This is a genomic window from Streptomyces mirabilis (assembly GCF_018310535.1).
GTDB lineage: Bacteria > Actinomycetota > Actinomycetes > Streptomycetales > Streptomycetaceae > Streptomyces.
Genome location: NZ_CP074102.1, coordinates 5,141,627 through 5,154,166, shown reverse-complemented (window position 1 = coordinate 5,154,166; position 12,540 = coordinate 5,141,627). Strand labels below are relative to the sequence as shown.

The 12,540-nt window shown below is 70.1% G+C and carries 10 protein-coding genes; 7 read left to right on the top strand and 3 right to left on the bottom strand.

Features of this window, described 5'->3' with window-relative positions:
- Nucleotides 1–122: 122 nt before the first annotated feature.
- Complete coding sequence (locus SMIR_RS22870; RefSeq protein WP_003975777.1) at nt 123–386, bottom strand: WhiB family transcriptional regulator; 264 nt, start codon at nt 384–386, stop codon at nt 123–125.
- Between the two features lie 706 nt (nt 387–1,092).
- Here SMIR_RS22870 and SMIR_RS22865 point away from each other — a divergent pair.
- The 4 genes from SMIR_RS22865 (at nt 1,093) to SMIR_RS22850 (ending at nt 5,113) form a co-directional block, all read left to right on the top strand.
- Nucleotides 1,093–1,584, top strand: coding sequence for a cysteine dioxygenase (locus SMIR_RS22865; protein WP_168492228.1), 492 nt, complete (start codon nt 1,093–1,095; stop codon nt 1,582–1,584).
- Nucleotides 1,585–1,646: 62 nt separating this feature from the next.
- Nucleotides 1,647–2,606 carry a 2-phospho-L-lactate transferase gene (cofD, locus tag SMIR_RS22860; RefSeq protein WP_168492230.1) on the top strand — a complete coding sequence of 320 codons (960 nt, stop codon included), beginning with the start codon at nt 1,647–1,649 and terminating at the stop codon, nt 2,604–2,606.
- Nucleotides 2,603–3,913 (top strand): coenzyme F420-0:L-glutamate ligase, encoded by a 1,311-nt coding sequence (locus tag SMIR_RS22855; protein WP_168492232.1) that lies wholly within the window; start codon nt 2,603–2,605, stop codon nt 3,911–3,913. The genes cofD and SMIR_RS22855 overlap by 4 nt, the downstream gene beginning before the upstream one ends.
- 186 nt (nt 3,914–4,099) lie before the next feature.
- Nucleotides 4,100–5,113 carry a DNA-3-methyladenine glycosylase family protein gene (locus tag SMIR_RS22850; RefSeq protein ID WP_168492235.1) on the top strand — a complete coding sequence of 338 codons (1,014 nt, stop codon included), beginning with the start codon at nt 4,100–4,102 and terminating at the stop codon, nt 5,111–5,113.
- Nucleotides 5,114–5,463: 350 nt separating this feature from the next.
- Here SMIR_RS22850 and manB read toward each other — a convergent pair whose 3' ends face one another.
- Complete coding sequence (gene manB, locus SMIR_RS22845; RefSeq protein ID WP_168492239.1) at nt 5,464–6,546, bottom strand: mannose-1-phosphate guanylyltransferase; 1,083 nt, start codon at nt 6,544–6,546, stop codon at nt 5,464–5,466.
- Between the two features lie 119 nt (nt 6,547–6,665).
- Nucleotides 6,666–8,000, bottom strand: a complete 1,335-nt coding sequence (locus SMIR_RS22840) for a peptidoglycan recognition protein family protein (protein ID WP_248002947.1) — start codon at nt 7,998–8,000, stop codon at nt 6,666–6,668.
- Nucleotides 8,001–8,129: 129 nt separating this feature from the next.
- Here SMIR_RS22840 and SMIR_RS22835 point away from each other — a divergent pair, with 129 nt between their 5' ends.
- The 3 genes from SMIR_RS22835 (at nt 8,130) to SMIR_RS22825 (ending at nt 12,431) form a co-directional block, all read left to right on the top strand.
- Nucleotides 8,130–8,885, top strand: a complete 756-nt coding sequence (locus SMIR_RS22835) for a TIGR03089 family protein (protein ID WP_168492242.1) — start codon at nt 8,130–8,132, stop codon at nt 8,883–8,885.
- Nucleotides 8,886–9,145: 260 nt separating this feature from the next.
- Nucleotides 9,146–10,444, top strand: a complete 1,299-nt coding sequence (locus SMIR_RS22830) for an LCP family protein (RefSeq protein WP_212727308.1) — start codon at nt 9,146–9,148, stop codon at nt 10,442–10,444.
- A 244-nt stretch (nt 10,445–10,688) separates the two neighbouring features.
- A complete protein-coding gene (locus SMIR_RS22825) occupies nt 10,689–12,431 on the top strand; it encodes an LCP family protein (RefSeq protein ID WP_168492249.1) in 1,743 nt (580 codons plus the stop codon).
- Nucleotides 12,432–12,540 lie beyond the last annotated feature (109 nt).

Genomic DNA, 12,540 nt, shown 5'->3' with positions numbered 1-12,540 from the left:
GTCTCGGACGAGGGCCCACACTAACGGCTGGGCAACACAGCGGCCCGCCGCCTGTGGATAACCCACCTGCGACGGGCCGTTCTTACCTGCCGGTATCGGTACGAGGGGTGCGCGCCGTTCGGTCAGACGGCGGCCTTCTTCAGCCTTCGGCGCTCGCGCTCGGACAGACCGCCCCAGATGCCGAACCGCTCGTCGTTGGCGAGCGCGTATTCCAGGCACTCGGAGCGGACCTCACAGGCGAGACAGACCTTCTTGGCCTCGCGGGTGGAGCCGCCCTTCTCCGGGAAGAAGGACTCGGGGTCGGTCTGGGCGCACAGCGCGCGCTCCTGCCAGCCGAGTTCCTCGTCCGCGTCGTCGACCAGCAGTTGCTGCACCAGCTCGGTCATGTGCGCCCCTCGTCTGTCTTTCGCGTCCCCGTGATGCTGCCGTTACCGATTTCGGCTGAACGACACGAGTGAAATTACAAGTGTGCCGATCCGGGCCAGTCAAGCCGAGATCTGCTATTGGGCCCCTTATTCACTCTGCGGAACCAAGGCTATGCGGAAAGTGTTCAAATCGGCATAAACCCCGACACCCTCAAAGGGCCCGCCCGGACTTCCGACCCGCTACTGGGAAGGACGCCCAGAAGTTCGATCTCGTTCCGACGCGGACTCCGAAGCGAACCGGATCACATTTGGATCACGGGATCGCATCGAGGTTTGTGCGCCCGGTTGTGCGCCATGTGTCCGGGGTGGCTACAGAACAAACCTTTCGCCACACAGATGAACCGGATGAGGTGAAACATCTCCCACATAGCGGACATGCAGTTGACAGTCGAGGTGTGAACCGATGTCCTTGTGGGCATGCTCGCGAACTTGGCACTCACCTCGACCCGCACCGCCGGGTCCCACGGTGCTGCCCGCGCTCGCTGTAGCTGTTGTTGCTGTCCCAGCTGTTGAGCCGTACCGCGCTCCGGCTGCCTCGCCGCCACTGAGGCGAATCCCCGCCCCGCTTCCGGGGCGATCGCCCGTACCAGGGCACCCTCCCCGTCCGTGACCCGGACGGAAACGGCCCCGCGACACCCCAGCTCTCCGCCGAGGAACCACCGCACCCATGAACAGCGACAGCGACCTCCAGATCGCCGGCGACATCCTCGAAGTACCGCACCTGCTCCAGCCGCCGCGCGAGCACCCCGCCACCGTGTCCGAGTTCGTCGGCCTGGCCCGCTCCATCGCCGCCGACCGCTCCCAGTGGGAGCACCTCGTCCAGTACGACGCGACCTCCCGCTGGTACCACCGGCTGCGCACCGGACCCGGCTACGAGGTGTGGCTGCTGTCCTGGGTGCCCGGACAAGGCAGCGGACTCCACGACCACGGGCGCTCCTCCGGCGTACTCACCGTCCTGGAGGGCGCATTGACCGAGCGCACGGAGCGCGACACCCGCGCGTTGGGGGCAGGATCCCAGCGGGTGTTCGCGCCGGGGTACATCCACGAGGTCGTGAACGACTCCCTCGAACCGGCCGTGAGCCTGCACGTTTACTACCCGGGTCTTACCGAGATGCCGATGCATTCGGCCCAGTGCGCCCCGACCGTCGTCACGGCCTGAGGGCACCCGCGGTCTCGTAACCGCCTCACGCGTTGTCGTACCCGCCTGCCAGACTGAACCCCATGCGCATTGTGGTTCTGGCAGGCGGTATCGGTGGTGCCCGGTTCCTGCGTGGTCTCCAGCGGGCCGTGCCGGACGCGGACATCACGGTCATCGGCAACACCGGCGACGACATCCATCTCTTCGGCCTGAAGGTCTGCCCGGACCTCGACACGGTGATGTACACGCTCGGCGGCGGCATCAACGAGGAACAGGGCTGGGGCCGGACCGACGAGACCTTCCACCTCAAGGAGGAGCTCGCGGCCTACGGGGTCGGGCCCGAGTGGTTCGGGCTCGGCGACCGCGACTTCGCGACGCACATCGTGCGGACGCAGATGCTGAGCGCGGGCTATCCGCTCAGCGCGGTCACGGAAGCCCTGTGCGACCGCTGGAAACCGGGCGTCCGGCTCATCCCCATGTCCGACGACCGCGTGGAGACCCATGTCGCCGTCGAGATCGACGGCCAGCGCAAGGTGATCCACTTCCAGGAGTACTGGGTGCGGCTGCGGGCCTCCGTGCCGGCCGAGGCCGTGGTGCCGGTCGGCGCTGAGCAGGCCAAGCCCGCACCGGGTGTCCTGGAAGCCATCGCGGAGGCGGACGTCATCCTCTTCCCGCCGTCCAACCCGGTCGTGTCCATCGGCACGATCCTCGCCGTGCCCGGCGTCCGGGAGGCCATCGCCGACGCGGGCGTACCCGTGGTGGGCCTCTCCCCCATCGTCGGCGACGCGCCCGTGCGGGGCATGGCCGACAAGGTGCTGGCGGCGGTCGGCGTCGAGTCCACGGCCACGGCGGTCGCCGAACACTACGGCTCGGGGCTCCTCGACGGCTGGCTCGTCGACACGGTGGACGCGTCCGCCGTGGAACGGGTCGAGGCGGCCGGGATCCGGTGCCGGGCCGTGCCGCTGATGATGTCCGACCTGGACACCGCGGCGCAGATGGCGCGTGAGGCGCTGACGCTGGCGGAGGAGGTGCGGACGTCTTGAGCGGACAGCTCTCCCCCGGTTACCGGGTCTGGGCGCTGCCCGGGCTCCCCGAGGTTCGACAGGGTGACGACCTCGGCAAATTGATCGCCGTCGCCGAGCCCGGGCTGGTCGACGGAGACGTTCTCCTCGTCACCTCGAAGATCGTGTCCAAGGCCGAGGGGCGCCTGGTCGAGGCCTCCGACCGGGAGGCCGCCATCGACGCCGAGACCGTACGGGTCGTGGCGCGCCGCGGGACCCTGCGGATCGTCGAGAACCGGCAGGGGCTCGTGATGGCCGCCGCCGGGGTCGACGCCTCCAACACCCCCGCCGGGACCGTCCTGTTGCTGCCCGAGGACCCCGACGCGTCCGCGCGGGCCATCCGGGACGGGCTGCGCGACACCCTCGGAGTCGACGTCGGCGTCGTGATCACCGACACCTTCGGGCGGCCCTGGCGCACCGGACTCACCGATGTCGCCATCGGCTCCGCGGGCGTACGGGTGCTGGACGATCTGCGCGGCGGCAGCGACGCGCACGGCAATCCGCTGAGCGCCACCGTCGTCGCCACCGCCGACGAGCTCGCCGCCGCCGGTGACCTGGTCAAGGGCAAGGCCTCCGGGCTGCCCGTCGCCGTCGTGCGCGGGCTGCCCCATGTGGTGACCGAGGACGACGGGGAGGGGACGCGGGCGATGGTGCGGGGCGCACGGGACGACATGTTCCGGCTCGGCACCTCGGAGGCCGTACGGGAGGCCGTGACCCAGCGGCGTACCGTACGGGCCTTCACCGACGAGCCGGTGGATCCGGCCGCCGTGCGGCGGGCCGTGGCCGCGGCGGTCACCGCTCCCGCGCCGCATCACACGACTCCCTGGCGGTTCGTGCTCCTGGAGTCCGAGGAGTCGCGTACGCGGCTCCTCGACGCCATGCGGGACGCGTGGATCGCGGATCTGCGGCGGGACGGGAAGAGCGAGGAGTCGATCGCCAAGCGGGTGCGGCGCGGTGATGTGCTGCGCAACGCTCCGTACCTCGTGGTGCCGTGTCTCGTCATGGACGGGTCGCACACGTACGGCGATCCGCGGCGGGACGGGGCCGAGCGGGAGATGTTCGTGGTCGCCGTCGGCGCGGGGGTGCAGAACTTCCTCGTCGCGCTGGCCGGGGAGCGGCTCGGGTCCGCGTGGGTGTCGTCGACGATGTTCTGCCGGGATGTCGTGCGGGACGTGCTGGAACTGCCGGGGGGGTGGGATCCGATGGGGGCCGTGGCGGTCGGACATGCGGCGCAGGAGCCGCGGGCTCGGCCCGAGCGGGACGCCGGGACGTTCGTCGAGGTGCGGTGAGAGTGGTTGCCGAGGTGTGGTGACAGCCCTTGTCGAGGAGCGCGAAGAGTCTTCGGCCTGGTGCGGTGAGAGTGGTGTGCGTCGCGAGTGGCGTGCGTCGAAAGTGGCGTGCGTCGAGAGTCGGGTGTTCGAAGAGGGTGAGCGCCTACTCTCGTAGGGCACCCCGAGTTTCCTAGGACCCTTTTCGTGGCTGGACGTTTCGCTCCTCGGCCGACGCGTACGACTGTGCGCGGCGGGCATGTCGCCGTGCCCGCGGACGCCTCCGGCGGGGTGCCTCGGCAGGCGGTCGCACCTGGACGTACCCGCACCTGGACGCCGCCCTGGCCGGTCGATCTCGGGCTCGTGCTCGGGCCGCTGCGCCGTGGGCCCGGTGATCCGACCTTCCGTGCGACGCCGGACGGGGCCGTGTGGCGGACCAGTCGGACGCCTGCCGGGGCCGGGACGCTGCGGGTCTCGGCGCGGGGCGGGGTGGTGCGGGGTGAGGCGTGGGGGCCGGGGAGCGAATGGCTGCTCGAACAGCTCCCCGAGATGCTCGGCTCGGCCGACGATCCCGATGCCTTCGAGCCTCGTCATCGGCTGGTCGCCATCGCGCGGCATCGACGGCCGGGGTTGCGGCTGATGCGTACCGGGCTGGTGCTGGAGTCGCTCATTCCGTCCGTTCTGGAGCAGAAGGTCACGACGGACGAGGCGTATCGGGCGTGGCGGTTGCTCGTACGGAAGTTCGGGGAGCCTGCGCCGGGGCCCGCGCCGGAGCGGATGGCCGTCATGCCGGCGCCGCGGACGTGGGCGCTGATTCCCTCCTGGGAGTGGCATCGGGCCGGGGTCGACAACAAGCGGGCGTCGACGATTCTGCGGGCCGTTCGGGTGGCGGGGCGGCTTGAGGAGGCGGCGGGGATGGAGCCGGGGGCCGCGCAGGCTCGGTTGGAGTTGGTGTCCGGGATCGGGCCGTGGACCTCGGCGGAGACCGTGCAGCGGAGTCATGGGGCGGCGGATTCGGTGACCGTGGGGGATCTTCATCTGCCGGGGATCGTGGGGTATGCGCTGGCGGGGGATCGGGATGCGGACGACTCCGTGATGCTTTCGCTGTTGGAGCCGTATGCCGGGCAGCGGCATCGGGCGGCTCGGTTGATTCTGTTGTCGGGGCGGACGCCTGCGCGGCGGGTTCCACGGATGCCGCGGGGGGATATCGGGCGGCTGTAGTCGCCCCGGGTGCGGGCCGGGACTATCTCGCCCCCGCCGCCCCTACCCTCCCCCAAGCTCTCGGCTTCACTCGAGCAGGGGGGACCCCCATCATCCCCAGGGGCTCCGCCCCTTCAACCCCGCCAGGGGCGCTGCGCCCCCTGGACCCCCGCATCGGCCTGAACGGCCTCGTCCTCAAACGCCGGACGGGCTGAGTGATACGGGCCCGGGGGGAGGAGGTGGGTGGGCGACGGGATCCGGGCTCGTTCTCGAACGCCGGGCGAGCCGAGGTTTTTGGGGGCGCGGGGAACTGCGCGACCAGCCCCGCCCACCCGCACTTCGATCTCTACCGGCTGCCGACTCCGCCGGCTCTACTGGTCCGACGAGAAGCGGAGCGCCCCCGCTGGGATCTTGGCCTCACACCAGACTCTTACGCCCTCGCGGAGTTCGTTGTCGGGGCCGACCACCGCGCCGTCGCCGATGACCGCCCCCGAGAGGATGGTGCGTTCGCCGATGTGGGCGCGGGCGCCGATGAGGGAGTCGGTGATGACGGCGCCGGGTTCGACGACCGCGCCGGACAGGATCGCGCTGCCGGTGATACGGGCGCCCTCGCCGATGTGCGCGCCGTCGCCGATGACCGTGCCGCCGGTCAGCTTGGCGTCGGGGGCGACCCTGGCCGTGGGCAGGACGAGGCGGTCCCCGCAGCGGCCCGGGACGGCCGGGGAGGGGGCGCGGCCCAGGACGAGGTCCGCGGAGCCTCGTACGAAGGCCTGGGGGGTGCCCAGGTCGAGCCAGTAGGTGGAGTCCACCATGCCCTGGAGGTGGGCTCCGGTGGCCAGGAGGTCGGGGAAGGTTTCGCGTTCCACCGAGACCGGGCGGCCGACCGGGATCGTGTCGATGACCGAGCGGCGGAAGACGTACGCCCCGGCGTTGATCTGGTCGGTGACGATTTCCTCGGGGGTCTGGGGCTTCTCCAGGAAGGCCGTCACACGCCCCGTCGCGTCCGTGGGGACCAGGCCGAACGCCCGGGGGTCCTCGACACGGGTGAGATGGAGGGAGACGTCCGCGCCGGTCGTCTCGTGGGTCGCCACCAGGGCCCGGATGTCCAGGCCCGTCAGGATGTCGCCGTTGAAGATCAGGACCGGCTCGTCGGGGCCGGAGTGCAGGCGCGCGGCCACGTTGCGGATCGCGCCGCCCGTGCCGAGGGGCTCCTCCTCGGTGACGTACTCGATGTGGAGGCCCAGCGCGGAACCGTCGCCGAAGTACGGCTCGAAGACCTCGGCCAGGTAGGAGGTCGCCAGGACGATGTGCTCGACGCCCGCCGCTCTCGCTCGCGCCAGCTGGTGCGTGAGGAACGGGACCCCGGCCGCCGGAACCATCGGCTTGGGGGTGTTCACCGTGAGCGGGCGCAGTCGGGTGCCTTTGCCCCCGACCAGGAGGATCGCTTCTGTCACCTGTCGTCTCTGCTTCCTGCCGGGACCGGCCGAAGGATGATTCGGCCGGCCAGTGTATGCAGTCCGTAGTAAGAGGCCTTCGACGGCAGTGGGGTGTCCTCGATGGCTCCGCGCAGACCTCAGCGGCCCTGGTAGCGGGCCGCGGCCGTTCTGGCCGAGCCGAGTTTGCCGTACAGAAGCTTCCCCGGGCACTCCGTGGCGAACCCGTCCCGATGGCCGGAGATCACGTTCAGTCGTACGTTCTTACCTTTTCGGTAGAGATTGCCACCGCCGGACTTCAGGTATGTCTTGCCGCGCGGATCGGCTCCGGAGAGACCGAGCTTCCATGCCGTGAGCCGCGCGATGGCGGTCACCGCGGCGGCGGCCGGCTTGGTGTTGCCGAAGCTGCCAAGGACCGCGATCCCCATGGTGTCGTTGTTGAAACCGAGGGTGTGGGCACCCATGACGGGCTTCGCCACGCCCCCGGCTCGGCCTTCGTAGATGTTTCCGCACTTGTCTACGAGGAAGTTGTAGCCGATGTCGCGCCAGCCACTGCTCACCACGTGGTAGCGGTAGATACTGCGGATGAGTGAAGGGGCTTGGGAGCAAAGGTAGTTGTTGCCCGATGCCGTGTGATGCACGAAGGCGGCCTTCACCTTTTTGGTGTACACGAAGCCGCCCTCGCGCAGGCTCTCGTCCGCGCCCCAGCCGCGCCGGGTGACGATGCGTGGGCGCTCACCGATGTACGGCTCCACGAGCGGGGCTCCGTCGCGGAGGGCCGGGAGCTCGCGCTCGGTCTCGGCCCTGGACAGTGCCGGGATCTCCGTCGCGCCGAACGGGGCGAGTTCGGCGTTGGTGGCGAAGGTGGCGTTCGTCTCGGCGCTCTCCGCGCCCGCGCTCCCGTTGCCCGTCAGCATGCCCCTGGGCGCGGGTTCCGCGCCGGGGTCGACGAGTTCGAGGTGCATGCCTCTGGGGAGCGGCGACTCGCCGGCTGCCGTGGCTCTTTCGTCCACCTGCGCCTGGACGCGGACCTCGACCCCGTCCGAGTCGCCCACCCACAGCGGCGCCGTGGAGCCGCGCACCCGGCCCGAGCCGCCCTCGGCGGTGTCCGGGTCGGCCGCGTGCTCGTGGTTGTGGGTCTCGATGTCCTGCCAGCCGGACCAGCGGTTGCCTCCGGTGGCGCGGGTACGGACCTGGACGCGGCCGCGCAGTTCGGTCTCGGGGTCGTCCCAGACGACACCGACCAGCGAGAACGACCGTACGCTCCGTCTGCCGAGGCCCTGTTCGGGCGCGGCGGTTCCGAGCGAGCGGTCGCCGGAGAGCGGGACCAGGGGGAGGGACTGGGTGCTGCCCGTCACGGCGGGCTCGGTCCTCGCCGTGAGGGGTCGGGCCTGTGCCGGTGTGGACAGGGTCAGCGGAAGGGTGAGTGCGGCCGCGCAGGTGACGCCGACCGAGGAAGCAAGGATTCCATGCATGCCCCCGATCGTGGACATAGTCATACATATCTGTCCATTGCGGATTTGACGGACCGTCGGGTCACGCTCCGCCGAACCGGTGGCGCGGGTGCCGCGTCCCACCGGACACCCCCGCGTACGCTTGCGCGCGTGAACGCCACCGACCGCACCCCTGCCGACCTGCTGCGATCCGCGCTCGCCGCGGACCCCGCGCGCCCCCTGGTGACCTTCTACGACGACGCCACGGGCGAACGTGTCGAATTGTCCGTCGCGACCTTCGCCAATTGGGTGGCCAAGACCGCCAACCTCCTCCAGGGCGAGTTGTCCGCCGAGCCCGGCGACCGGGTGGCGCTGCTGCTGCCCGCGCACTGGCAGACGGCGGTGTGGCTGCTCGCGTGTTCCTCGGTGGGGGTCCTCGCGGATGTCGGGGGCGATCCCGGTGCCGCCGACCTCGTCGTCGCGGGGCCCGACGCGCTGGATGCCGGGCTCGCCTGCTCCGGCGAGCGCGTCGCCCTCTCGCTCGCGCCGCTGGGACGCCGCTTCCCGACACCGCCCGCCGGGTACGCCGACTACGCCGTCGAGGTGCCGAGCCAGGGCGACCGCTTCCAGCCGTACGCGCCCGTGGACCCGGAGGAGGCCGCGCTGATCGTCGCCGGGGCCGAGCACACGGGGGCCGAGGTCGTCGAGCGGGCCCGGGCGGAGGCGGCCTCGCTGGATCTGACGGGGCCCGGGTCGCGGATCCTGTCCGCGCTGCCGTACGACACCTGGGAGGGGCTGAGCGCCGGGTTGTACGCGCCCCTCGCCTCCGGGGGGTCCGTGGTGCTCTGTCGTCATCTGGAGCAATTGGGCGAGGACGCGTTGGCCAAGCGGATCGAGAGTGAGCGGGTGACTTCGACGGTTCGGTAGTCGCCGGCCGCCGTCCGGGCCGGCTCGTGGGGGCCGGTCGCCTGTCGGGCCGGCTCGTGGGGGCCGGTCGCCTGTCGGGGCGGGCCCCGTGGGGGCCGGTCGCGCCCGCCGTCCCGCCGCGGATCCGTACCTGCCCGGGCTCCGCGCCCCTGACGGGTCCCGTCACCCGTTCGGCCCCTTATCTGCCGCCGTCGCCGGGCCTCCGAGCCATGGTCGTAGGAGCACCGCACGCTCGCACGCCATGAGGGGTGGACTCCGACGTGACCGACAGGACAGGGCCGGGAGCGGGGGCTTCGCCCACCGGGAGCGGGCTCGCACGACGGCGACGGCGACGCTGGGTGCAGTACTCGGCGCTCGGTGTCGCCGTCGTGGTCCTCGGTGCCGTCGGCGTCGGCCTGGTCGCGTACGAGAAGCTGAGCCGGAACATCACGGCCGACGAGGAAGCCGCCGCCGAGCTCGCCCGCTACGAGAAGGAGCGGCCCACCGCGCTGGTGCGCGACGCGCAGAACATCCTGCTGATCGGGTCGGACTCGCGGTCGGGGGACGGGAACAAGGAGTACGGCCGGGACTCCGGGACCGAGCGCTCCGACACCACGATCCTGCTGCACCTGTCCGCGAACCGGCGCAGCGCCACCGCCGTCTCCCTGCCCCGCGACCTGATGGTGGACCTGCCGAGCTGCCGGCGTCCGGACGGCACCCGTACCCGGCCCATGTTCGCGATGTTCAACTCCGCCTTCGAGGTGGGCGGTTCGGCGTGCACGATCCGGACCGTCGAGAAGCTCACGAACATCCGTGTCGACCACCACATGGTCGTCGACTTCCACGGGTTCAAGGACATGGTCGACGCCGTGGACGGCGTGGAGGTGTGTCTGAAGGAGCCCATCGACGACAAGGCGGCCAGGCTGAAGCTGCCGGCCGGCAAGGTCGTGCTCGACGGCGAACAGGCCCTCGGCTACGTCCGCGCCCGCAAGAGCATCGGCGACGGCAGCGACACCGACCGGATGGAGCGCCAGCAGCGGTTCCTCGGCGCGCTCGTCAACAAGGTGCAGAGCAACGACGTCCTGCTCAATCCGGCACGGCTCTATCCCGTGCTCGACGCGGCCACTTCGTCGCTCACCACAGACCCGGATCTGGCGAGCCTGCGCGGGCTGTACGACCTGGTCCGCGGCATGCGCAATATCCCCACGGAACGTGTCCAATTCCTGACGGTGCCCCGAACGTCGTACGTCTACAACGCCAATCGCGACCAGCTGGTGAAACCCGCGGCCGACAAACTCTTCGCTCTGCTGCGCGCGGACGCTCCGGTGGCGGTCGCGAAGGACCTTCCGACGGACCCGCCGAGCGGCGTTCCGACGAGTCTTCCGACGGACCATCCGGCGGATTCCCCTGCGAAACGCAAGAACTCGTACGAGGGTGGTGGCGAAGGCACGTACGACTCGGCATTCGACTACGAAGAGGAGTCGCACGGCAACGGGAAGTCGAGGGGAAAACTGCCCGCGACTCCCACACCCGCGCCGACTTTCCGCGGGAACACGGCGGCCGAGGACGCCTGCAGGTAAAGCGTGCGCCAAGGCGGGAACTGCCCAGCTGAGAAGTCTCTGAGAAATAGGGCGGATTGCCCAGTTGTAGGAAGGTGGAATTTGTCACCACCGTCGCTCGACCCTGAATCGGCCGGATAGTGTGAGCGATCCGGTGCACCCGGCCACGAGGTCCGTCCTGGGGGTCGCGCACTGCTGACCGAGACCCGAGCGCTCTTTGAGGGGGAAGGGCGCCGCGTGGCCCCGACGGAGGATTCAGACAACCGTGGACGCGCAAGGCCGTGGGCGGGCGGACAACATCGACCCCGCAGACCAGTGGGTACTCAACCCGAACACCGGTGAATACGAACTGCGACTGACCCCTTCCGCTCCGCAGTCGGGAGTCCCGAGACCGCGTCGGGGCAGCCCCGCGAACGCGGGACCGGGAGCGGGGACACGCGCGCGCCGGGCGCCGGAACGAGAGAGTCCGACGGCGCCCGGCCCCGACGTGCCCGGGCCGCGCCGGCGCCGTGGCGCGCCGGCCGAGCCACCGCCGGGCCGCCGCAAGGGGCGGACGAAGCCGAAGAAGTCGAAGGCGAAGAAGATAGTGCTGTGGACCGGCGGCACGATGGCCTTCGTACTCGTCGCCGTCTCGGCCGCGGGATATCTCTACCTCAAGCACCTTGAGGGCAACGTCAGCACGACGGACGTCGGCAGCGCGGGCAAGAAGGGCTTCAGCAAGGACGAGGCCTTCAACATCCTGATCATCGGCACCGACAAGCGCACCGGCGCGGGCAACGAGGGCTACGGCGACAAGGGCAGCGTCGGGCACGCCGACACCAACATCCTGCTGCACGTCTCCAAGGACCGTACGAACGCGACCGCGTTGAGCATCCCGCGTGACCTGATCGTCAATGTGCCGGACTGCCCGACAAAGCAGCCGGACGGCACCGAGAAGGTCATCCCGGGCACTCAGAACGTCCGTTTCAACACCAGCCTCGGGCAGGACGGCCGCGACCCGGGCTGCACCATGCGCACGGTCAAGGCGGTCACCGGGATCCCGGTGGACCACTTCATGATGGCCGACTTCAACGCGGTCAAGACGCTGACCAGCGCGGTCGACGGCGTCGAGGTGTGCGTGGCGCACGCCGTCAACGACAAGGAGTCGCACCTCAAGCTGCCAGCGGGCAAGTCCAAGGTCGAGGGCGAGCAGGCTCTCGCGTTCGTACGGACCCGGCACAGCTTCGGCAACCAGGGCGACCTCGACCGCATCAAGGTGCAGCAGCAGTTCCTGGGCTCGCTGATGCGCAAGATGGCCTCCAGCGACACCCTCACCAACCCGGCCAAGCTGATCAGCCTGGCCGAGGCCGCCACCAAGGCGCTCACCGTGGACACCGGCATAGGAAAGGTCAGCACCCTCAAGGACGTGGCCCTGGAGCTGAAGAAGGTGCCCACGAAGAACATCACCTTCACCACGGTGCCGGTGCTCGACAACCCCGCCGAGAAGGTCAAGGCGACCGTCGTCGTCAACCAGTCTCAGGCCCCCGCGGTCTTCGACGCGATCAAGAACGACGTCTCCTTCACCGCCGTGAAGCAGAAGGCGAAGAAGGAGAAGGCCGAGGTCGCCGCCCGCCTCAAGGGCACGCGTTCCGCCGCCGCCGACATCCGCGTCGACATCTACAACGGCGGCGCCCCCGCCGGCAGCGCACAGGAGACTCTTAACTGGCTGCAGAATACTGAGGGCGTGCTCAAGTCCAGCCAGCTCGGTAACGCCGACGCAACACTGAGCAAGACAACCCTGGAGTACTCTCCCGACCAGGCCGATCAGGCGCGCAAGCTGGCGGATCTCATGGGGCTGTCCGCCTCGGCGTTGAAGCCTGGCAAGAGCGAGAAGAACTCACAGGGTCTGCCCGCGATCGTGCTGACCCTGGGCAAGGACTTCAAGGGCGCGGGGGTGTCGTTGACCACTCCGACCAAGGCGCCCGAGGTCGACAAGTCCACGGCGGACAAGACAGTGTGCGCCAGTTGATGACCTAACGGGTCTGTCAGACGTCTAACAGGACGCGGGGGCGTCCGGGCCGGACGCAAGGGGTGTCCGGCCAGACGTACGCGTCCGATCGGGCGCGAGACGGACCCGT

Bases quoted from the DNA above. Each gene is read 5' to 3' on its own strand.
- SMIR_RS22870 (WP_003975777.1), bottom strand. From the start codon at position 386: ATGACCGAGCTGGTGCAGCAACTGCTGGTCGACGACGCGGACGAGGAA.
- SMIR_RS22840 (WP_248002947.1), bottom strand. From the start codon at position 8,000: ATGCATGGAATCCTTGCTTCCTCGGTCGGCGTCACCTGCGCGGCCGCA.
- SMIR_RS22865 (WP_168492228.1), top strand. From the start codon at position 1,093: ATGAACAGCGACAGCGACCTCCAGATCGCCGGCGACATCCTCGAAGTA.
- cofD (WP_168492230.1), top strand. From the start codon at position 1,647: ATGCGCATTGTGGTTCTGGCAGGCGGTATCGGTGGTGCCCGGTTCCTG.